Below are 21217 nucleotides of genomic sequence, written 5' to 3' on the forward strand. Positions count from 1 at the left end.
GCGCCCGCCCCCCCATCCCCCTCCCCCGGGGCGGCGACCGGGGCCGCGGCCGCCGGGAGCACGGACCGCGCCGCCGTACCGCTCTTCGACACCGCGCGGCGGCCGGTACCCGCCGGCTGGCGCACCGTGCGCGAGGGCGACTGGCTGCACCTGGACCCGCCGGCCGGCGAGCGCGCCTACCCCGCGCAGGGCTGGAAGGTGCACGCCTCCGCCACCCTGGAGAGCGCCGACAAGGTCGCCGCGAAGGTCTGGGACTACTGCGTGCCGCGGAACATCCCGTTCAAGTTCGTGCCCGGCCCCCGGCTGCTGCACCTGCGCAACTCCAAGTACGCCGGGCGCGACACCTCGGGGAAGTTCGTCACCATCTACCCGCCCGACGAGCAGGGCCTGCGGGTCGTCCTCGACGAACTCGGGGCGCTCCTGGACGGCGAGCCGGGCCCGTACATCCTCACCGACCTGCGCTGGCGGCAGGGCCCGCTGTACGTGCGCTACGGCGCCTTCGCCAAGCGCTACTGCGTCGGCGGGCACGGCACCCTGGTGCCCGCGGTCGAGGACGGCAGCGGGCAGTTGGTGCCCGACGACCGCTCACCGGCCTTCCACGTGCCCGACTGGGTCACCCTCCCGCCGTTCCTGGCCCCGGAGTTGGCCGCGCGCAACGCCACCACCGTCGCCGACCTGCCCTACCGCATCGAGCAGGCCCTGCACTTCTCCAACGGCGGCGGCGTCTACGCCGGCACCGACACCCGCACCGGCGCCAAGGTCGTCCTCAAGGAGGGCCGCCCGCACGCGGGCCTCGCCTCCGACGGCGCCGACGCCGTCACCCGGCTGCGCCGCGAACGCGACGCGCTGCGGCGGCTGTCCGGGCTCGGCGTCGCCCCGGAACTGCGCGACTGGTTCACCGTCGGCGACCACCGCTTCCTGGTGATGGACTTCGTCGAGGGCAAGCCGCTCAACTCCTACTTCGCGCACCGCCACCCGCTGCTGCGGCCCGACCCCGACCCGGCCGGCGTCGCCGACTTCACCGCCTGGGCGCTGCGCATCCACGCCGGGGTGGCGGCGGCCGTCGCCAAGGTCCACTCGCGCGGACTGGTCTTCAACGACCTGCACATGTTCAACATCATGGTCGCGCCCGACGACGAGACGGTGTCCCTGCTGGACTTCGAGGCGGCCGCCCGCACCACCGACAACGGCCGCCAGGCCGTCGCCCACCCGGGGTTCGTCGCGCCGCCCGACCGCCGCGGCGCCGCCGTGGACCACTACGCGCTGGCCTGCCTGCGGCTGGCCCTCTTCCTGCCCGTCACCACCCTCTTCGCCATCGACCGCGGCAAGGCCGCGCACCTGGCGGAGGTGATCGGCCGCGAGTTCCCGGTGCCGGAGTGGTACCTGGCGGAGGCGGTGGACGAGATCACGCGGACGGCCGAGGAGGCCGAGGAATCCCGTGGCGAACGGGCCGCTGCCGCAGCCGCCGCCCACGGCCCGGCCGGCGGGTACGGCGTCAACGGAACGGACCTGCGGGCGGGTTCACCCTCCCGCGATCTGCACGTGCACACCGGCGACCCCGCTCCCGCAGAAGACCGCGCCTCTGACCGCTGGTCGGAACGCGCCCCCGACCAGGCCCCCGGGCACGCCGCGGACCACGCCTTCGGCCACGGCGCCGACGCCACCGGCCTGCCCGCCGGCACCCGCCCCGGACCGCCGCGCCGCCACTACCTGCCCGCCGAGCCGGGCGACTGGCCCGCCGCCCGCGACTCCATGGCCGCCGCGATCCTCCGCTCCGCGACCCCCGACCGCGACGACCGGCTCTACCCCGGCGACATCGCCCAGTTCACCCCGGGCGGCGGCCTCAACGTCGCCCACGGCGCCGCCGGTGTGCTCTACGCCTTCGACCAACTCGGCCTGCCCCGCCACGACGAGGGCGAGCAGTGGCTGCTCGCCCGCACCGCACACCTGCCGAACGGCATCCCGCTCGGCCTGTACGACGGCGTCGCAGGCATCGCCCACGTCCTGGACCGGCTCGGCCACACCGAACGCGCCCTCACCCTGGTGCGCACCCTGCTCGCCGAGAACTGGCAGCGGCTGGCCTCCGACCTCCACGGCGGCCTCGCCGGCATCGGCCTGGTGCTGGACCACCTCGCACTGACCACCGGCGAAGCCGACCTGCACGAACGGGCGTTGGAGGCCGCCGGGATCGTCGCCGCCCGGGTCGCGGCCGAGGCGGAAGCGGAAGCCGAGCGGCGCCGGCAGCACCCGGACGCCCGGCCCACCCGCCGCGCCGGACTGATGCGCGGCACCACCGGCGCCGCCCTGCTCTTCCTGCGGCTGTACGAGCGCACCGGCCTGCCCGGGCTGCTCGGCCACGCGGCCCGCGCGCTCACCCTCGACCTCGACTCCTGCGTGGCCACCGCGAGCGGCAGCCTCGAAGTGGACGAGGGCTGGCGCACCATGCCGTACGTCGGCGACGGCAGCGCCGGGATCGGGCTGGTCCTCGACGACCTGCTCGCGCTGGCCGGCCCCGACAGCCTCGACGAGCCGGTCCGCGCACGCTTCGAGCAGGCCAGGGCCGGGATCGTACGGGCCGCCACCGCGCGGCTGTACGCCCAGCCCGGACTGCTGGCCGGCCGGGCCGGGATGATCCTGCACCTCGCCCGCACCACCGCACCCGGCGTCCCCGACGGCGCTCTGGCCGCACAGGTCGACGCGCTCGGCTGGTACGGCATGGCGCACCGCGGCGCGCTCGCCTTCCCCGGGCACCAGATGATGCGGCTGTCCATGGACCTCGGCACCGGTACGGCGGGCTGCCTGCTCGCCCTCGGCGCCGCGCACGCCGGCCGGCACCCCGCACCCCGGCTGCCCTTCCTCCCCCCACCGCCCGCGCGTTGACCCGCGGGCCCCACGAACCGGTCCGGGCAGCGGCCCGGACCGCGCCAGAACCTGGCGACCAGCCGCCGAACCCCTCGGCGACACCGATGGAAAGGAACACCTGACATGGCCCTTCTCGACCTTCAGGACATGGAGCCCGCCGAGCACGGACACGGCGCCGACAACGCCAGCTCGCTCAGCCTGCTGAGCTGCGTCAGCTCGGTGAGCTTCCTGATCTGTCTGTGACGCGACCGCCCGTGGCTCCACGGCGGTACGACCGGTGACCCGAGGCCCTGTCCGACAGGGCCAAGCCCCGCCCCCAGCACCCGGGGGCGGGGCCCCGGCATGCCCGCCGCCGCGCCCCCGCACACCCCCGCCCCGCCGGAGGAGGACCGCATGGCCGACCACGCCCCGCCGCCCCCCGTGCTGCGGCCCGCCGTACGCGGCAGCCGCACCGCCGTCGCCGCCGTCGCGGTGCTGGCCGGGCTCTCAGTGGGCCTGGGCCTGCTGCTGCCCACGGTGCTCGGCCACGCCGTCGACCAGGTGCTGCGCGGAGACTCCGACGCGCCCTGGCCCGGCGGGAGTTGGGTCTGGACGTGCGCGGCGGTCGTGGCCGGGCAGGTGCTGGTCGGCACCACCAGCGATGTGCTCGCGGCCGTCTCCGGCGCCCGCGTCACCGCCTCGGTACGGCGCCGGGCCGTACGCCATGTGCTCGCCGCGCGGGTGGCGGGCGGCGGCGACCTGGTCACCCGGCTGGTCGGCAACGCCGCCGACGCGGGCGCCGTACCGGCCGCCGCAGCGACCCTGCCGGCCGCCGTCGGCGCCCCGCTCGGCGGAATCGTCGCCCTCTTCCTCACCGACCCCTGGCTGGCGGCCGCCTTCCTGCTCGGCGCCCCGCCGCTCGCCCTGCTCGTGCGGCGCTTCGCCCGCGCCTCCGCCGACAGCGTCGCCCGCTACCAGGACGCCCAGGGCCGGATCGCCGCCCGCCTGGTCGAGGCGATCGGCGGCGCCCGCACCATCGCCGCCGCCCGCACCGAGGAGCGCGAGGCCGCGCGGGTACTGGCGCCGCTGCCCGAACTCAGCACCCAGGGACACCGGATGTGGCACGTCCAGGGCCGGGCCACCGCACAGGCCGCCGTCCTGGTGCCGCTGCTCCAGATCCTCGTCCTCGCCGTCGGCGGACTGCGGCTGGCCCAGGGCGACCTGACCGTCGGCGGGCTCCTCGCCGCCTCCCGCTACGCGCTGCTCGCCTCCGGAATCGGCACCGTGGTCGGGCAGTTGGGCGCCCTCGTCCGCGGCCGGGCCGCCGCCCGCCGGATCGCGGGCGTGCTCGCCGTGCCCGCACCCGCCCACGGCACCGACCTGCTGCCCCGCTGCGGCCCCGGCACCCTCGAACTGCGGGGCGTCACCGTCACCCGCGGCGGCACGACCGTCCTGGACCGCCTCGACCTGACCGTGCCCGGCGGCAGCTGCGTGGCCGTCGTGGGGCCGTCCGGCGCCGGCAAGTCCGTACTGGCCGAACTCGCCGGGCGGCTCACCGACCCCGACGAGGGCACCGTGCTGCTCGACGGCCGCCCGCTGGCCGCGCTCAGCCGCGCCGAACTGCGCGACGCCGTCGGCTACGCCTTCGAACGCCCGGTGCTGCTCGGCGACACCCTCGGCGACGCGATCGCCTTCGGACCGGGCGAGTTGGACCCCGGCGCCGTCACCCGCGCCGCCCGCGCGGCCGGCGCCGACGGCTTCGTACGGCGCCTGCCCGCCGGCTACGCCACCCCGCGCGCCGACGCCCCCCTGTCCGGCGGCGAGGCCCAACGCATCGGCCTGGCCCGGGCGTTCGCGCACGGCGACCGGTTGCTCGTGCTCGACGACGCGACCTCCAGCCTGGACACCGTCACCGAACGGCACGTCGCCCGCGCCCTTCTGCACGACCCGCGCGGCCGCACGCGCCTGCTCACCACCCACCGCGCCGCCACCGCCGCCCGCGCCGACCTCGTCGCCTGGCTCGACTCCGGCCGGCTGCGCGCCCTGGCCCCCCACCGGGAGCTGTGGCAACAGCCCGCCTACCGCGCGCTGTTCGCCACCGCTGCGGCCGAAGGCAGCGCGCCAGGGGAGCCGCTGGCCGCGGTGGCGGGGGAGGGGGAGAAGTGAACGGGATGCGGGGGTATCTGCGGGGCAGGCTCGGGGCGTTGGCGGTGCTGGCCGGGTGGTCGGTGGTGGAGTCGGCGCAGACGTTCGTGGTCGGCTACGCCGTCGCGAAGGCACTGGACGAGGGCTTCCTGCGCGGGCGCGACGCGGCCGGCCTGTGGTGGCTGGCGCTGGCGGCGGTGGCGGTGCCGGTCGGCGCGTACGGGACCGCGCGGGTCTACCGGGGGCTGGCCGGGCTGGTGGAGCCGCTGCGGGACGGCCTGGTGACGCGGGTGGTGCGCGACGGGCTGCGGGCGGCGGTGCGCGGGCGGGGCAGCGGCGAGGGCGCCGTGGTGTCGCGGCTGACCCACCAGGTGGAGATCGCGCGGGACGCCTTCGGCGGACTGGTGCTGGTGGTGCGCTCGTTCGCGTTCACCGCGATCGGCGCGCTCACCGGGATGTGCGCGCTCGCGCCGGTGCTGCTGCTGATCGTGCTGCCGCCGCTGGCCGCGGGAGTGGCGCTGTTCGCGGCCGGGCTCGGCCCGCTCGCCCGCCGCCAGCACGCCTACCTCGCCGCCGACGAGGCGCTCGCCGCGGAGTGCGGCGCCCTCGCCGGCGGACTGCGCGACATCACCGCGTGCGGCGCGGAACCCCTGATGGCCGCGCGCGCCGACGCCCGGACCGGCGCCGCGCTCGACACCGCCCGCGCGCTCGCCCGCTGGGGGGTGCTGCGTGCCGCCGCCCTCGCCGTCGGCGGCCAACTCCCCGTGGTGCTCCTGCTGGTGGCCGCGCCCTGGCTGATCCGCACCCACCGCCTCACCCCGGGCGACCTGCTCGGCGCGCTCACCTACCTCACCCAGTCCCTGCAACCGGCGCTACAGAACCTGGTGCACACGCTGGGCGCGGCCGGCACCCGGCTCGGGGTCGTGCTGCGGCGGATCGGGGGGGACGACGGCGCCGGCGGGGGCAGCGATTCCGGCGACGGTGTGCCGGCCCAACTCGGTCCGCGGGAAGCGGAGATGGGGCATCCGGACCCGCCCGGGTGCGTCCTGCATCTGCGGCACGTGACCTTCGCCTACGGTCCCGGAGCCGAACCGGTCCTGCACGACCTGGAGTTGGCGCTCCACGCGGGTGAACACCTGGCCGTGGTCGGCCCGAGCGGCATCGGCAAGTCCACGCTTGCCGCGCTCACCGCTGGCCTGCTGCGTCCCGACCGCGGCGACGTACGGACCGCGGGCCGCCCCGCGCTCGTCCCGCAGGAGGCATACGTGCTGACCGGCACCGTACGGGAGAACCTGGCCTACCTGCGGGAGGACCCGGTGCCCGACGCCGAACTGCTCGCCGCGGCAGGCGCGGTGGGCGCCGGCCCCCTGGTGGAGGCGCTCGGCGGGCCGGACGCCGAGGTCGACCCGGCCCGGTTGTCCGCGGGGGAGCGGCAGCTGCTCGCGCTGGCCCGGACCTACCTGTCCCCGGCGGGACTCGTCGTGCTCGACGAGGCGACCTGCCACCTCGACCCGGCCGCCGAGGCCGTCGCCGAGGAGGCGTTCGCCCGGCGTCCCGGCGGAACGCTCGTGGTGATCGCGCACCGGATCAGCTCGGCGCGGCGGGCCGGCCGGGTCCTCGTGCTGGACGGCACACACGCGGTGTGCGGCACGCACGAGGACCTGCCGACCCGTTCGGCGCTCTACCGCGACCTGGTGGGCGGCTGGTCCGCCGAGGCAGTGGCGGGTACGGGCGCGGCTACAGGTACGGCTACGGCTACGGGTACGGCGTGACGCGTACGGCGCGGTGCCGTATCCGACCGCCGTGCCCGGCGCCCGCCCGCCCGTACGCCGACGGCCGCCGTCACACCCATCCGGCGACCTGGGAGATCCGGATCGCGTCCACCCGGTTGCGGGCCCCGGTCTTCCGGGTGATCGAGGCGAGGTAGTTGCGCACGGTGCCGTGCGACAGATGCAGCCGGTGCGCGATCTCGGTGACCGGGGCACCCTCCGCGCTCAGCGACAGCACGCTCAACTCCCGCCTGGTCAACGGCATTTCGGCGGCGTGCAGAAACTCCACGGCGAGCGACTCGTCGACGAACCGTTTCCCCTGCGCGGCCTGCCGTACGGCCGTCGGGAGCCGGTCGGCCGACCGGTCCTTGTTCACGAACCCCAGCGCGTGCGCCTCGTGGGCCCGCCGCAGATCGCCGGGCTTGCCCGCGCCGGTCAGCACCACCAGCGCGCACCGGGCCCGGGTCAGCCCGCCCAGGGCCCCCGCGGTGGCGAGCCCGTGCGTGGTGGGGTGCAGCGGGCCGGTGCCGGCGGCTCCCCGCGACGCGGTGCTCCCGTTCGCCGCCCGGCCGCCGCTCACCGTGCGGGACCCGCCGCGGCCGCGCGTCCCGCTCCCGCCCCGTGCGGCGCCCGGGCTCGTACCTGCTCCCGCGCCGGCCGGGTCCCGCACCGGTCTGGCCGGACCGTCGAGCGGGCCGCCGCCCGCGCCGACGTGCTGCCGCCAGCCCGTACAGTCCGCGTCCACCACGCAGACGTCCGGCCGTAAGGCCCGCGCGGCCTCCGCCAGCAACGGCCAGGCCGTGTCCGTCACCTCGAAGTCCGCCTCCCGGCCCAGCAGCGCCGCCAGCGCGGAGCGCAGCAGGCAGGTGTCATGGGCCACCAGTACACGTATCACCGGGTCATCCCCCTCGCGTGGTCGCATCGGTGCGCCGCCCTGATCCCCCTGCGGGTGATGTCCGCGACCCCCGGGACGAACGCGAACCCATTCATACCCGGCGGATCACCCCGTGCGGGTGAACTTCCGTCCCAGCCGGGGGCAGAACAGGAGTGGCAGGAGGCGCCAGGAGCGCACTCTGCGCCGACGCGCGCCCTCCCTTCGAGGTAATCGACGGTAGTTGCGCCGATACCGAACGTGGTCGTGTGATAGGGGTGCGCGTGAGGTGCGCGGCCGGGCCGGGCGAGGGTGCCGCTACGCCGCCGCCGTGTCGAGCAGGCCGCAGACCGTGCGGATGTCCTCCGTCACCTCGGCGACCGAGGTGCGCCCCGAGATCCAGCCGACCAGCGCCGCGTGCCAGGTGTGCCCGATCACCCGGACGGCCGAGAGCAGCGCTTCCGGCGGCTCGGCGGCGGCGACGCTTCCGGCGGCCTCGGCCTCCGCCGCCCCCGGTCGGCCCATCGCCTCCACGATGATCGAGGTGGTCAGCCGCGAGGCGGTGTCCACCTGGGCGCGGACCGAGCGGTCGGCGAAGATCATCGCCCGGAACATCGCGTCGGCGAGCAGCGGTTCGCGCTGGAGCGCACGGAAGGCGCGCAGCAGGGTGTCGGCGACGCGGGTACCCGGGTCGGGGGCGGTCGGCGGCCGGGTGCGCAGCGCGCTCTGCAACTGCCCGAGCTGGTCCTCCATGACCGCCACCAGCAGGTGGATCTTGGACGGGAAGTAGCGGTAGAGGGTGCCCAGGGCGACGTCGGACAGCTCGGCGACCTCGCGCATCTGCACGGCGTCGAAGCCGCCGCCGCAGGCCAGTTCGGTGCTGGCGGCCAGGATGCGGTCGCGCCGGGCCGCCTGCCGCGCGGTCAGTGCCGGGGCCGGTGGCCTGGGGTGTGCGCTCATCCGTCCTGTCCTTAGCCGTGCGGTGCCGAGTCCGGCCGGGGTCGGGGCCGGGGCCCGCCGCGCCGTGGCCGGTGCCGACGCCGCGCGCCCGGGTCGGGGGTGTGTGCATGATGGCAGCCGGGTGCGGGAGGGCGTGCCCCACCCCTGTACGATCTATCTGAAACTTGTTCTAGATTAGCGCGACCGGTTACGCTCCGGCCCAATCGCAGCGAGAAGGGAGCCGGAGTGACCTCTCCGTCCGGGCCACTGCGGATCGCGCTGCTGAGCTACAAGGGCAATCCGTTCTGCGGCGGCCAGGGTGTGTACGTCCGGCACCTGGCCCGCGAACTGGCCGCACTCGGCCACCGCGTCGAGGTGATCGGCGCGCAGCCCTATCCCGTACTGGACGCGCTCGGCGAGGGCGTGACCCTCACGGAGCTGCCCAGCCTGGACCTGTACCGGCAGCCCGACCCGTTCCGCACCCCGCGCCTGGCGGAGTACCGCGACTGGGTCGACGCGCTGGAGGTCGGCACCATGTGGACCGGCGGCTTCCCCGAGCCGCTGACCTTCAGCCTGCGCGCGCGCCGCCACCTCGCCGCCCGCCGCGCGGACTTCGACGTGGTGCACGACAACCAGACCCTCGGATACGGCCTGCTCGGCCTCGGCCTGCCGCTGGTCACCACGATCCACCACCCCATCACCGTGGACCGCCGCCTGGAGCTGGCCGCCGCCCCCGACCTCCGCAAGCGGATGTCGGTCCGCCGCTGGTACGGCTTCACGCGCATGCAGAAGCGGGTGGCCCGGCGGCTGCCGTCGGTGCTGACCGTCTCCGGGTCGTCGCGGCAGGAGATCGTCGCGGACCTCGGGGTGCGGCCCGAGCGGGTGCACACGGTGCCGATCGGCGCGGACGCCCGGCTGTTCGCGCCCGACCCGTCGGTGGCCGAGGTGCCCGGGCGGATCGTCACCACCTCCAGCGCGGACGTGCCGCTCAAGGGCCTGGTCTTCCTCGTCGAGGCGCTGGCGAAGGTCCGTACCCAGCGGCCCGACGCGCACCTGGTGGTCGTCGGCAAGCGGCCGGAGCGGGGGCCGGTGGCCGACGCCGTCGCCGCCTTCGGGCTGGCCGACGCGGTCGAGTTCGTCAAGGGCATCAGCGACGCCGAGCTGGTCGACCTGATCCGCAGCGCCGAGGTGGCGTGCGTGCCGTCGCTGTACGAGGGGTTCTCGCTGCCGGCGGCCGAGGCGATGGCCACTGGCACCCCGCTGGTGGCCACCACCGGGGGCGCCATACCGGAGGTGGCCGGGCCGGACAACGAGACCTGCCTCGCGGTGCCGCCCGGTGACGCGGGCGCGCTCGCCACCGCGCTCGAACGGCTGCTGGCCGCACCGGAGTTGCGGGCGCGGCTGGGCGCCGCCGGGCGGGCCCGGGTGCTGGAGCGCTTCACCTGGACGCGTGCGGCCGAGGCGACCGCCGAGCTGTACCGGGCGGCGATCGCCGCGCACCCGGGGCCGGTTCGGGCGCCGCTGCCCGCCGCGGGCCGTACGCATAGCGCCGCGGACGCGGGCAGGAGTACCCCTGCCGGCGCCGACCCGGCGGCAACTCCCGTACCGGGTGCGGCCGCCCCGCCCGGCGCCGACCCGGCCGCAACTTCCGTACCGGACACGGCCGCCCCGCCCGGTGCGGCGGCGGACGGCCGGGACGGCGACGACCGGGACACCGCACATCCCTCAGACCCCGTGGGGAGCAACCGCTGATGCTGACCGTCGACTTCACCCGTTTCCCGCTCGCCGCCGGCGACCGCGTCCTGGACCTCGGGTGCGGGGCCGGGCGGCACGCCTTCGAGTGCTACCGGCGCGGCGCGCAGGTCGTCGCGCTGGACCGCAACGGCGAGGAGATCCGCGAGGTCGCCAAGTGGTTCGCGGCGATGCGCGAGGCGGGGGAGGCCCCGGCGGGCGCGTCCGCGCTGGCGATGGAGGGCGACGCGCTCCAACTCCCGTTCCCCGACGAGAGCTTCGACGTCGTGATCATCTCCGAGGTGATGGAGCACATCCCCGAGGACAAGGCGGTGCTCGCCGAGATGGTCCGGGTGCTGCGGCCCGGCGGCCGGATCGCGGTGACCGTGCCGCGCTACGGCCCGGAGAAGATCTGCTGGGCGCTGTCCGACGCCTATCACGAGGTCGAGGGCGGCCACATCCGCATCTACAAGGGCGACCAGCTCCTGGACCGGATGCGCGAGGCGGGCCTGAAGCCGTACGGCACCCACCACGCGCACGGCCTGCACGCGCCGTACTGGTGGATCAAGTGCGCGGTCGGCGTGGACAACGACCAGGCGCTGCCGGTGAAGCTGTACCACAAGCTGCTGGTCTGGGACATCATGAAGAAACCGCTGGCCACGCGGCTCGCCGAGCAGGTGCTCAACCCGGTGGTCGGCAAGAGCTTCGTGGCGTACGCGACGAAGCCGCGGCTGCCCGAGCGGGCGGCTGCCGCGGAAGCGACGACGGGCGCCGGGTCCGCTGCCGGCGCCGGGTCCGCCGCCGGCGCCGGGTCCGCCGCCGGCGCCGGGGCCGCTGTCGGCGCGGACCGCGCGAAGTGACCTCGCCGAGCCGCGGGCAGGGCCGCCGCACCGAGCGGCTGGAACTGCCCGGCGTCCTCACCGCGGAGCAGGCCCGGCGGACGGTCGCCGCGATGGCCGCCGCGCAGCGCAGCGACGGCGCGATCCCGTGGTTCCGCGGCCACCACCTCGACCCGTGGGACCACACCGAGACCGCGATGGCCCTGGACGCGGCCGGCGAGCACGACCGCGCGGCGGCCGCGTACGACTGGCTGGCCCGGCACCAGAACCCCGACGGCTCCTGGTACGCCGCCTACCACGACGGCAGTGCCGACCAGCCCACCGACCTCGGCCGCGAGTCCAACTTCTGCGCCTACGTCGCCGTCGGCGCCTGGCACCACTACCTCGCCACCGGCGACGAGGCGTTCGCCGAGCGGATCTGGCCGACCGTGCACGCCGCCGTCGAGTACGTCCTGGCGCTCCAGCAGCCCGGCGGGCAGATCGGCTGGAAGCGCGAGGCGGACGGCACCGCCGTCAACGACGCGCTGCTCACCGGCAGTTCGTCGATCCACCAGGCGCTGCGCTGCGCGCTGGCCCTCGCCGAGCACCGCCGGGAGCCGCAGCCGGACTGGGAGTTGTCGGCCGGGCTGCTCGGCCACGCTGTGCGCCGCCACCCCGAGCGGTTCCTCGACAAGTCCCGCTACTCCATGGACTGGTACTACCCGGTGCTCACCGGCACCCTGCGCGGGCCGGCCGCCCTCACCCGGATCGACGCCGGCTGGTCCCGCTTCGTGGTCCCCGGGCTCGGGGTGCGCTGCGTGGACCCCAACCCCTGGGTCACCGGCGGCGAGTCCGCGGAACTCGCCCTCGCCCTCTGGGCGGTCGGCCGCACCGACGACGCCGTCCGGGTCCTCGCCGACATCCAGCACCTGCGCGCCGAGGACGGCCTCTACTGGACCGGCTACGTCTTCGCCGACCGCGCGGTGTGGCCGGTCGAACGCACCACCTGGACCGCGGCCGCCCTCCTCCTCGCGGTCGCCGCGCTGGGCGGCGAACCGGCCACCACCGCGGTCTTCGCCGCCGACGCCCTCCCCACCGCCCTCCCGTCCCCCTGCTGCTGACCGCTCCTCGGCCCGGCCTGGCCCGCCGCCACGCCCTACCCTTGGGGGATGAGCGACGGGAATGGGGCGCGGGCCGTCCGGGTGCTCCTCGCCGAGGACCAGGGCATGATGCGGGGGGCGCTGGCGCTGCTGCTGGACCTGGAGGACGACATGGAGGTCGTCGCGCAGGTCGGGGCGGGGGACCGGATCGTGGCCGAGGCGCTGGCGGCGCGGCCGGACGTCGCGCTGCTGGACATCGAACTGCCCGGGCGCAGCGGGCTCGACGCGGCCGCCGACCTGCGCGGGCAACTGCCGTCCTGCAAGGTGCTGATCCTCACGACGTTCGGCCGCCCCGGCTATCTGCGGCGGGCGATGGAGGCGGGCGCGGCCGGGTTCCTCGTCAAGGACGGCCCGGTGGAGGAGTTGGCCGGTGCGATCCGCCAAGTGCTGCGCGGGGAACGGGTGATCGACCCGGCCCTGGCGGCGGCAGCGCTCAGCGCCGGGCCCAGCCCGCTGACCGCCCGCGAGCGGGACGTCCTCAACGCCGCGGCCGACGGGGCGACCGTCGCGGACATCGCCCGGCGCGTCTTCCTCTCCGAGTCCACCGTGCGCAACTACCTCTCCGCGGCCATCGGCAAGACCGGCACCCGCAACCGCATCGAAGCCCTCCGCTCCGCCCGCCAGCACGGCTGGCTCTAGCCGCGCCTTCCGCGACGGCGGTGGCGGGTCGGGGGCTCATGACGCGGGGTTCTCCGTGGTTCCGGCTGCGGTGTGCTCGGTCAGGAGGGTGCGCAGGAAGGTGAGCGACTCGGTCGGGGTCAGTGCGGTGTCGCGGAGCAGGTCGTAGGCCAGTCGCAGCGGTTCGACCTCTTCCGGCTCCTCCAGGACGTGGCTGCCGCAGCTGCTCGGCGCGTACGCGACGGTGCGCCCCTGCGGGAGGTAGACCAGCTCCAGGGAGCCGTGCAGCGGATGCGGCCCGGTGTCGAACGGCACCACGTGCAGGGAGACGCCCGGGAGTTGGGCCATCTCGATGAGGTGTTCCAGCTGCCGGGTCCAGGTCTGCGGGTCGCGTGCCTTCCGGCGCAGCACGGCTTCGTCGATGAGGGCCCGGTAGTGGACCGGGTCCTCGTCGGTCAGCCGTTCCTGCCGCGCCAGCCGCCCGGCCACTCGCGCGTCGGCCTGCTGGGGGCTTCCCGTGCGTGCGGCCCGTACCTGCTCCTCCGCGTACGCGCGGGTCTGGAGAAGGTCCGGCACCGCGCTGAGCGCGTACTCCTGGATTCCGGCCGCCCCGGCCTCCAACGGCCCGAGCCCGATGAACGGCTGGTCCTTCGTCTCCCGTTTGGCCAGGTGCCACAGCCGCACCAGCAGGTCCCCGGTGCCGTACACCTTGTCCAGCGCGGTGGCCGCCTGCACGGCTCATCGCGGACCTCCTGCTGCTCGTGGACGCCGAGTGCGCCGTTGAAGGGGAGGTCACAGAATGTCGTTGATCCCACGCTCAAAGCGACGACACTTGGGGTGTCATTCCGGCGTCATCAAGGGCGTCATTCGGGTGTCATTCCGACCCGCGGCGGACTACCGTGACCGGCATGACGACAGCGACTCCGAACAGCACGCTCCGGGCCGTCCGCATGGGACTGCTCATGAGCCAGGACGAGTTCGCCCGCGCGTTGCGGGCAGCGGGGGAGCGCGCCGGGCAGCCCAACGACGCGAGCAAGCGGCTGGTCCAGCGCTGGGAGGCAGGTACCACCGCGGCTCCCCGTCCTGTCTACGCCCGCGCGTTGGAGTCCATCACCGGCCTGCCGATCGAGTCTCTCGGCTTCGCGCCGGCGATCCCTCAGGCGCGCGTGGTGGAGGACGGCGACGGCGGCCACGACGTCGAACCCGCGCGGCCCGGCGGCACCGCTCACGCCACGACGCCCGGCCGCGGGCGCGCCCCGCAACCCGCGCCGACGGGCAACTACAGCGGGGTGTGGCTGAGCCGCTACGAGTACTACTCCAGCAGCCGCGGGAAGACGTTCACCGGGCTCCACCACGTCGTCGTGCTCCAGCACGGCAACCGGCTGACGGTCCGCAGCATCCCCGGCTCGTCGGACTCGACCCTCACCGTGGACCTCACCATCGACGGGAGCGTCGTCACCGGAACGTGGGTGGAGCAGACGGCCGGTGACAGCTACTACCGCGGTGCCCGCTACCACGGCGCCATCCAGATGCTGGTCGAACCGACCGGGCGCCGTATGGCGGGCAAATGGGTCGGCTTCGGCAAGGAGATGGACATGAACACCGGGCCATGGGAACTGACCTTCGAGGACCCGTCGACGAACAAGGCCACCCTCGCCCGGTACGCCCGCCTCCCCGGTGACGCTCCTGGCACCGCCGAGTAGCGAGGGACACCGCGGCGCCGGACTGGTGCGGCTAGGCGCGTTTCGGGGTGGGGTTGGGGAGGAGGGTGATCAGGCAGGTGGCGGTGGCGACGAAGGCCGCGGCGATCAGGAAGGCGAGGCCGTAGCCCGAGGTGAGGGCGTGGGCGGGGTCGGCGCCGTGGGTGCGGCGGGTGGTGAAGCGGTCCGCGGCGGCCGTCGCGAGGATGGTCAGCCCGAGGGCGCCGCCGAGTTGCCGTGAGGTGTTGAGCAGTCCTGAGACGACGCCCTGCTCGCCCATGGCCACCCCGGAGGTCGCGGCCGCGGCGATCGGCGTCATCAGCAGGCCCGCGCCGAACATCGTGAGGATGCCCGGCCCGAGGATCGTCCCGGTGAAGCTGCCGTGCACGGTGAGCGTGCTCTGCCACACCAGCCCGGCCGCCGACAGCACCCCGCCGGCCGCGCCCACCAGCCGGGCGTCCGTCCGGCTCATCAGGCGCGGCGCGAGCTTGGAGCCGACGATGATCGCCACGGTGTGCGGCAGGAACGACACCCCGGCGCGCACCGGGCTCCAACCGAGCACGTTCTGCATGTAGAGGGAGAGGAAGTACCAGGTGGAGAAGGTCGCCGCGCCGCACCCGAGCAGCACCGTGTTCGCCGCCGACACCGACCGCACCCGCAGCAGCCGCAGCGGCATCAGCGGCGCCACCGTACGCGCCTCGACCAGGGCGAAGGCCGCGAGCAGCAGCGCGCCCGCGGCCAGCGGCAGCAGCGAGCGCACCGAGGCCCAGCCGTAGGACTCGCTCTGCGCGATGCCGTACGCCAGCCCGGCCACGCCCGCGGTGACCAGCACCGCGCCCGGCACGTCCAGCCGGCGGGCCCGCTCCGCGCGGCTCTCGGTCAGGCAGAGCGCCGCACCCACCAGCACCAGGGCGCCGACGGGCACATTGACCAGCAGCACCCACCGCCAGGACAGGTAGTCGGTGAGCAGCCCGCCGACCAGGCCGCCGGCCGCGCCGCCGCCGGCGCCGACCGCCGTCCACGTGCCGATCGCCCGGGTGCGCTCGGAGCCCTCGGGGAAGGACGTGGTGAGGATGGACAGCGTGGTCGGCGCGAGCACCGCCGCGCCCAGGCCCTGCACCGCGCGGGCACCGACCAGCATCCAGGCGTCCTGCGCCAGCCCGCCGGCCAGGCTCGCCGCGGTGAACAGGCCGAGGCCCACCAGGAAGGTGCGCTTGCGGCCGAAGAGGTCCGCGGCCCGCCCGCCCAGCAGCAGGAACCCGGCGAAGGTCAGCGCGTAGGCGTTGACCACCCACTGCTGCCCGCCGTCGCCCAGGGACAGCGCCGAACGCATCGACGGCAGCGCCACGTTGACCACCGACACGTCGAGTACGACCAGGAATTGGCCCGCACACACCATCGCGAGCACCGCCCACGCGGGAGCTGCCGCACGGCCGCCGGTACGGGAGGTGGGCGCCCGCCGCCCCAGGAGTTCGCTCATACGACCATCCTCCCGGCTGCCCCGCCCCACGGCATCGGGATTTCGACCTACCCGCGACCTACGCCCGACCTACCCCCGACCTACGCCCCGCGCCACCCCCAACCCGCGCACGCGCCGGCGCCAGAAGCCGCGAACCCACCCGCTGGACCTATCGCACGGTGACGACAGCAGCCGAGCATTCCTCGAAAACGTCGCCCGAACGGGGGACTTGCCGAGCGGGACGCCTGACGACCGGCCGCCGCGGACCATCATGAACGCTGGCCCGCACCGCAGTTCGGCCCGATCCGGCGCGGCGCCGACCACGGATCAGCACGGGCATGGCACGGGCATGGCACGGGCATGGCACGGGCACGGACCGTCCCCGAACCGCACGCGCCCGCCGCCCGCAGGCTCGTCGCCATACCTCCGACCGATCACGAGGACCGACGAAGGACCGCCAGATGCCAGATCGTTCACCCGCCGGCCGCCCGGCCGGACCGCACCCGCTCCCCGGCACCCCGGCCCTCGCCCTCGGGGCGGCGGCGGTCTGCGCCCTGGCCTGGGCCGTGCTCACCCTCGGCGCACCACGGGAGGCGCGCGGCTGGGTGCAGACGGTCTCGATCGGCTACGGCGTGCTGCTGGTGGCGGCCGTGATCTGGGCCGGCAGCGCCTCGCACCGCCGGCACCGCACGGCCGACCGGCTCGCCGCCGCCGACAGCAGGAACGCCGACCTGCGCCGCAAGGCCACCCAGGCCGAGGCGTTCGCCGACGGCCACCAGCGGCAGCTGGCACGGATGGCCGCCGACGCGGACGCCGTCGCCGCCGAACTGGCCGCCGCGCGCGCCGAGACCGAGCAGTTGCGGGTCCGCCTGGAAGCGGCGGCCGCCGACGCGGGTGTCCTGGCCGACACCGCGATCCCGCGCACGGTCGAGATGCTCGGCTCCGGCGCCTCCGCGGCCACCGCGCTGGCCGCCGCCCCCGCGCTCGCCGACCCGCGGCACCGCCGGGTGCTGGAGGTCTTCACCGCCGAACTCGCCGGCGCCGCCCGGCTGCGCGCGGCCACCCTCGCCGCGTGCGCCAACGCCGCGGGCCGGGTCCAGGCGCTGACCACCACGATGATGGCCGACCTGCGCGAGATGGAGAACCGTTACGACGAGGACGTTCTCGGCGACCTGCTCAAGCTGGACCACGCCACCGCGCAGGCCGGACGGCTGGCGGACAGCATCGCGGTGCTCACCGGCGGCCGGTCCGGGCGGCGGTGGACCAAGCCGATCGTGATGGAGAGCATCCTGCGCGGCGCGATCGGCCGGATCAGCGCCTACCAGCGGGTCCGGCTGCACTCCACGTCCACCGCCGCGGTCGTCGGCCACGCCGCAGAGGGCGTCATGCACGCGCTCGCCGAACTCGTCGACAACGCCACCCGGTTCTCGCCGCCCACCGAGACGGTGCACCTCTACGTCGAGGAGCTGACCACCGGCGTGGTGATCACCGTCGAGGACGCGGGCCTGGTGATGAGCCCCCCGGCGCTGCGCCGCGCCCAGCACGCGGTCTCGCACGACCCGCTGCGGCTGGGCACCTTGTCGGGCACCCGGCTCGGCCTGGCCGTCGTCGGCGGCGTCGCCGGGAAGTACGGGCTGACCGTCAACTTCCGGCCCTCCTCACGCGGCGGCACCGGGGTACTGCTGCTCATCCCGCAGCACCTGATCACGCGGCCGCGGGAGGAGACACCCGCGCACGGTACACCGCAGGAGCCCGCGGAGCGCGAACGGGACCGGGACCGGGACCGCGGCGCACCGCGTACGGCGGTGCCCGCGGCGACCGGTCCGGCCGCCTCCGGCGAACCGGTGATCGGCCCGAGCGGACTGCCGATGCGGCAGCCCGGTCACACCGCCCCCACCGCGCCCCTGCCGGTGCCCGCGCCCGCCGCGCCCGCCGAGGGCACCGCCTGGTCCAGCCATCCGCCGGCCGGACCCGATAGCGGCACCGAAACCGAAACCAGCACCGCCGGGACGTTTCCCCACGCGCCCGAGCCCGTACCGCAGAGCGGGACCGTACCCGAACCCGCCGCGCCCCCCGCGGCGGACGACGACCTGTTCGCCCTGCCCAAGCGGGTCCGCGGCCACACCCTCGCCGCCGCCGAGCACGCCCTGCCCGGCCAGGGCCGGCCCGGCCGCGACGAGCCCGTCCCGCAGCCGGCCACCGGCAACATGGGCGCCCGCTTCGGCGCGTTCGTCGCCGCGGGCAAACGCCGGCGCGAACAGACCGCCCGCACCCGCGCCGCCGAGCCCCAGCAGCCCGCGGGACCGCAGCCCGCCGCACTCCAGCACGCCGAGCCCCAGCAGCACGCCGAACCCCAGCACGCCAAACCGCAGGACGACCCGTACGACATGCCGCACGGCGCGCCCCACGACACCCCGCAGGACGGCACCCCCTCGCCGTAGGACCTGCGCCCCCAGGCACCCCCCCACCCGTCAGCGTCAGGACAACAGATTGGAGGAAGGGGCCCGCGACCCGCACCGCCGGGTGGACCTCGACCGCGATGCAGACCACCGACCGCAACCTCGACTGGCTGCTGGACAGCCTCCTCGACCGCACCCCGGGCAGCCGGCACGCGCTCGTGCTCTCCCGCGACGGCCTCAAGATGAGCTGGTCCACGAGCTTGAACGTCGACCAGGCCGACCAGCTCGCCGCCATCGCGTCGGGCATCCAGAGCCTGTCGCACGGCGCGTCCGTGGAGTTCGGGGACGGCAGCGGCGGGGTGCGGCAGTCGATGACCGAGTTCCACGGCGGCCTGCTGGTGATCGTGGAGGCCGGCGAGGGCGCGCACCTCGCGGTCGTGGCCGCGCAGGACGCCGACGCCGGCATGATCGGCCACAACACCAGCGAACTGGTGGAGCAGTTGAGCGACTACCTGACCGCGCCACCGCGCAGCCCCGCCGAGGAGCCCGCGTGACCCGCGCGAGCGTCGGCGGTGAGGACCCCGACCGGCTCTACACCGTCACCGGCGGCCGCAGCCGCGCCGACGACGACCGGCTGGACCTGGTCGCCCTGATCGTCAGCGAGTCGCAGCCCACCGCCGGGATGCAGTCCGAGCACGCCGCGATCCTGCGGACCTGCCGGCGCCCCACCGCGGTGGTGGAGCTGTCCGCGGACCTGCGGCTGCCGGTGAGCGTGGTGCGCATCCTGCTGGCCGACCTGCTGGACACCGGCATGATCACCGCCCGCCACCCCCGTACCCGTGCGGGCGCCCGGCTGCCCGACTCCGACCTTCTGAAGCAGGTGCTCGTTGGACTCCGCAAACTGTGAACCGCCCGCGCGCAGGCCGCTGGCCGACACCGCCGACGAGGGACTGAAGATCGTGATCGTCGGCGGGTTCGGGGTCGGCAAGACCACCATGGTCCGCTCGGTCAGCGAGATCCGCCCGCTGAACACCGAGGAGACGATGACCCAGGCGGGCGTCGGCATCGACGAGGCCGCCGGCGTCGACGGCAAGGCCACCACCACCGTCGCCTTCGACTTCGGCCGGATCAGCCTCAACGCGCGCATGGTGCTCTACCTGTTCGGGGCACCCGGCCAGCAGCGCTTCTGGTTCCTGTGGGACCGGCTCTTCGCCGGCACCCTCGGCGCGGTGGTGCTGGTCGACCCGCGCCGGGTCGCCGACTCCTGGTACGCCATCGACCGGCTGGAGCACCACGGCCTGCCGTTCGTGGTGGCCCGCAACAGCTTCGGGCCGCCGGTGCACACCCTGGAGCAGATACGGGACGCCCTCACCCTCGACGATGCCGTTCCGCTCATCGACTGCGACGCGCGCGACCGGGAGTCCGGCAAGACCGTCCTGATCACGCTCGTCGACCACCTCTACGCCCTGTCCCGTGCCCAGGAGATGGCCCAGTGACCGACCACGCCCCCGCGGGTGCCGCGCTGTCCGCACCGCCCGCGCACTGCCCGGCCCCCTTCGGCGCCGTGGCCCTCGGCGGCCTGGAGTTCCAGCAGACCCCGGCCCGGCTCTACCAGGAACTGCGCCGCGCCCACGGCCCGGTGGCGCCGGTGCTGCTCGACGGCGGTGTGCCCGCCTGGCTGGTGCTCGGCTACCGCGAACTGCACTACGTCACCTCCAACGACGAGTTGTTCGCCCGCGACTCGCGCCGCTGGAACCAGTGGGAGGCGATCCCCGCGGACTGGCCGCTGCTGCCGTACGTCGGCTATCAGCCGTCGGTGCTCTTCGCGGAGGGCGCCGAGCACCAGCGGCGGGCCGGGGTGATCAGCGACGCGCTCGCCGAGGTCGACCAGTTCGAGCTGAAACGGCACTGCGAGGAGGTCGCCGACCGGCTGATCAACGCGTTCGCCGGGCGCGGCCGCGCGGACCTGATGGCCGACTACGCGCACCGGCTGCCGCTGCTGGCGGCGGTCTGGATGTGCGGGCTGCCGGAGGCGCAGACCGCCGACATGGTCCGCGACCTGACCACGTCGCTGGACGCCGCCGAGGGCGAGGACCCGGTCGCGGCCTACCTGCGGGTCCAGCAGCGGGTCCAGGCGCTGCTGGACCACAAGCGGATGCTGCCCGGCCCGGACGTCGCCTCCCGGATGCTCGCCCACCGCGCGGGGCTGGCGGACATGGAGATCGTCCAGGACCTGGTCACGGTGATCGCCGCCGCGCAGCAGCCGACCGCGAACTGGATCGGCAACGCGCTGCGGCTGATGCTCACCGACGACCGGTTCGCCGTCACCCTGTCCGGCGGCCGGGGCAGCGCGGGCCAGGCGCTCAACGAGGTGCTGTGGGAGGACACCCCGACGCAGAACTTCATCGGCCGGTGGGCCACCCGCGACACGCAGCTCGGCGGCCGCCAGATCCGGCAGGGCGACTGCGTGCTGCTCGGCCTGGCCGCGGCCAACACCGACCCGGAGGTGCGGCCCGACGGGCCGGCCGGGGCCGCCGGCAACAGCGCGCACGTCTCCTTCAGCCACGGCGAGCACCGCTGCCCGTACCCGGCGCCGGAGTTGGCCGAGGCGATCGCCGGGACCGCGGTCGAGGTGCTGCTCGACCGGCTGCCGGACGTGGAGTTGTCGGTGGAGCCGCACGAGCTGGCCTGGCGGCCGTCGATCTGGATGCGCGGCCTGGAGCGGCTGCCGGTCCACTTCACCTCCGCGTACGTCGGCTGAAGCGGG

General features: G+C 75.3%; 18 protein-coding genes. 14 read left to right on the forward strand and 4 right to left on the reverse strand.

What is annotated here, in order from left to right:
• The 4 genes from lanKC to AC3ERT_RS30770 all read left to right on the forward strand — a co-directional run.
• Window positions 1–2880, forward strand: a 2880-nt coding sequence (gene lanKC, locus AC3ERT_RS30755) for a class III lanthionine synthetase LanKC (protein ID WP_435178098.1), incomplete at its 5' end; no start/stop codon positions are given.
• Window positions 2881–2985: 105 nt separating this feature from the next.
• Window positions 2986–3105 (forward strand): SapB/AmfS family lanthipeptide, encoded by a 120-nt coding sequence (locus AC3ERT_RS30760; RefSeq protein ID WP_335981110.1) that lies wholly within the window; start codon window positions 2986–2988, stop codon window positions 3103–3105.
• Between the two features lie 150 nt (window positions 3106–3255).
• Window positions 3256–5007 (forward strand): ABC transporter transmembrane domain-containing protein, encoded by a 1752-nt coding sequence (locus AC3ERT_RS30765; RefSeq protein WP_435126436.1) that lies wholly within the window; start codon window positions 3256–3258, stop codon window positions 5005–5007.
• A gap of 5 nt (window positions 5008–5012) precedes the next feature.
• Entirely contained in the window at window positions 5013–6758 is a 1746-nt protein-coding gene (locus AC3ERT_RS30770) for an ATP-binding cassette domain-containing protein (protein WP_435126796.1), read from the forward strand.
• 70 nt (window positions 6759–6828) lie between these two features.
• Here the strand turns inward: AC3ERT_RS30770 and AC3ERT_RS30775 are convergent, their stop codons facing one another.
• A complete protein-coding gene (locus AC3ERT_RS30775) occupies window positions 6829–7650 on the reverse strand; it encodes a response regulator transcription factor (protein ID WP_435126433.1) in 822 nt (273 codons plus the stop codon).
• Window positions 7651–7944: 294 nt separating this feature from the next.
• Entirely contained in the window at window positions 7945–8586 is a 642-nt protein-coding gene (locus AC3ERT_RS30780; RefSeq protein WP_435126431.1) for a TetR family transcriptional regulator, read from the reverse strand.
• Window positions 8587–8811: 225 nt separating this feature from the next.
• Here AC3ERT_RS30780 and AC3ERT_RS30785 point away from each other — a divergent pair, with 225 nt between their 5' ends.
• From AC3ERT_RS30785 to AC3ERT_RS30800, 4 genes are read left to right on the forward strand one after another with little or no spacing between them, the layout of a single operon-like run.
• A complete protein-coding gene (locus AC3ERT_RS30785; RefSeq protein WP_435178100.1) occupies window positions 8812–10317 on the forward strand; it encodes a glycosyltransferase family 4 protein in 1506 nt (501 codons plus the stop codon).
• Window positions 10317–11156 carry a class I SAM-dependent methyltransferase gene (locus AC3ERT_RS30790; RefSeq protein WP_435178102.1) on the forward strand — a complete coding sequence of 280 codons (840 nt, stop codon included), beginning with the start codon at window positions 10317–10319 and terminating at the stop codon, window positions 11154–11156. Before AC3ERT_RS30785 ends, AC3ERT_RS30790 begins: the two co-directional genes overlap by 1 nt.
• The gene (locus AC3ERT_RS30795; RefSeq protein WP_435126423.1) at window positions 11153–12235 is read left to right on the forward strand and encodes a prenyltransferase/squalene oxidase repeat-containing protein; all 1083 of its coding nucleotides are present in this window, start codon (window positions 11153–11155) and stop codon (window positions 12233–12235) included. Before AC3ERT_RS30790 ends, AC3ERT_RS30795 begins: the two co-directional genes overlap by 4 nt.
• 48 nt (window positions 12236–12283) lie before the next feature.
• Window positions 12284–12913 carry a response regulator gene (locus AC3ERT_RS30800; RefSeq protein WP_335981121.1) on the forward strand — a complete coding sequence of 210 codons (630 nt, stop codon included), beginning with the start codon at window positions 12284–12286 and terminating at the stop codon, window positions 12911–12913.
• Window positions 12914–12949: 36 nt separating this feature from the next.
• Here AC3ERT_RS30800 and AC3ERT_RS30805 read toward each other — a convergent pair whose 3' ends face one another.
• Window positions 12950–13627 (reverse strand): DUF5753 domain-containing protein, encoded by a 678-nt coding sequence (locus AC3ERT_RS30805; RefSeq protein ID WP_435178104.1) that lies wholly within the window; start codon window positions 13625–13627, stop codon window positions 12950–12952.
• A 173-nt stretch (window positions 13628–13800) separates the two neighbouring features.
• Here AC3ERT_RS30805 and AC3ERT_RS30810 point away from each other — a divergent pair, with 173 nt between their 5' ends.
• Window positions 13801–14595: a helix-turn-helix domain-containing protein gene (locus tag AC3ERT_RS30810; RefSeq protein WP_435178106.1), complete on the forward strand. Its 795-nt coding sequence runs from the start codon at window positions 13801–13803 to the stop codon at window positions 14593–14595.
• Window positions 14596–14626: 31 nt separating this feature from the next.
• Here AC3ERT_RS30810 and AC3ERT_RS30815 read toward each other — a convergent pair whose 3' ends face one another.
• Window positions 14627–16072, reverse strand: a complete 1446-nt coding sequence (locus tag AC3ERT_RS30815; RefSeq protein ID WP_435178108.1) for an MFS transporter — start codon at window positions 16070–16072, stop codon at window positions 14627–14629.
• A gap of 440 nt (window positions 16073–16512) precedes the next feature.
• Between AC3ERT_RS30815 and AC3ERT_RS30820 the strand changes: the two genes are divergently transcribed.
• The 5 genes from AC3ERT_RS30820 (at window position 16513) to AC3ERT_RS30840 (ending at window position 21211) form a co-directional block, all read left to right on the forward strand.
• The gene (locus AC3ERT_RS30820) at window positions 16513–18492 is read left to right on the forward strand and encodes a sensor histidine kinase (protein ID WP_435178110.1); all 1980 of its coding nucleotides are present in this window, start codon (window positions 16513–16515) and stop codon (window positions 18490–18492) included.
• A 98-nt stretch (window positions 18493–18590) separates the two neighbouring features.
• The gene (locus tag AC3ERT_RS30825; RefSeq protein WP_335981128.1) at window positions 18591–19004 is read left to right on the forward strand and encodes a roadblock/LC7 domain-containing protein; all 414 of its coding nucleotides are present in this window, start codon (window positions 18591–18593) and stop codon (window positions 19002–19004) included.
• The gene (locus AC3ERT_RS30830) at window positions 19001–19357 is read left to right on the forward strand and encodes a DUF742 domain-containing protein (RefSeq protein WP_335981130.1); all 357 of its coding nucleotides are present in this window, start codon (window positions 19001–19003) and stop codon (window positions 19355–19357) included. The genes AC3ERT_RS30825 and AC3ERT_RS30830 overlap by 4 nt, the downstream gene beginning before the upstream one ends.
• Window positions 19338–19946 carry a GTP-binding protein gene (locus AC3ERT_RS30835; RefSeq protein WP_335981131.1) on the forward strand — a complete coding sequence of 203 codons (609 nt, stop codon included), beginning with the start codon at window positions 19338–19340 and terminating at the stop codon, window positions 19944–19946. The genes AC3ERT_RS30830 and AC3ERT_RS30835 overlap by 20 nt, the downstream gene beginning before the upstream one ends.
• Complete coding sequence (locus tag AC3ERT_RS30840; RefSeq protein ID WP_435178112.1) at window positions 19943–21211, forward strand: cytochrome P450; 1269 nt, start codon at window positions 19943–19945, stop codon at window positions 21209–21211. Before AC3ERT_RS30835 ends, AC3ERT_RS30840 begins: the two co-directional genes overlap by 4 nt.
• Window positions 21212–21217 lie beyond the last annotated feature (6 nt).

This window comes from Actinacidiphila sp. bgisy145, from assembly GCF_057708125.1.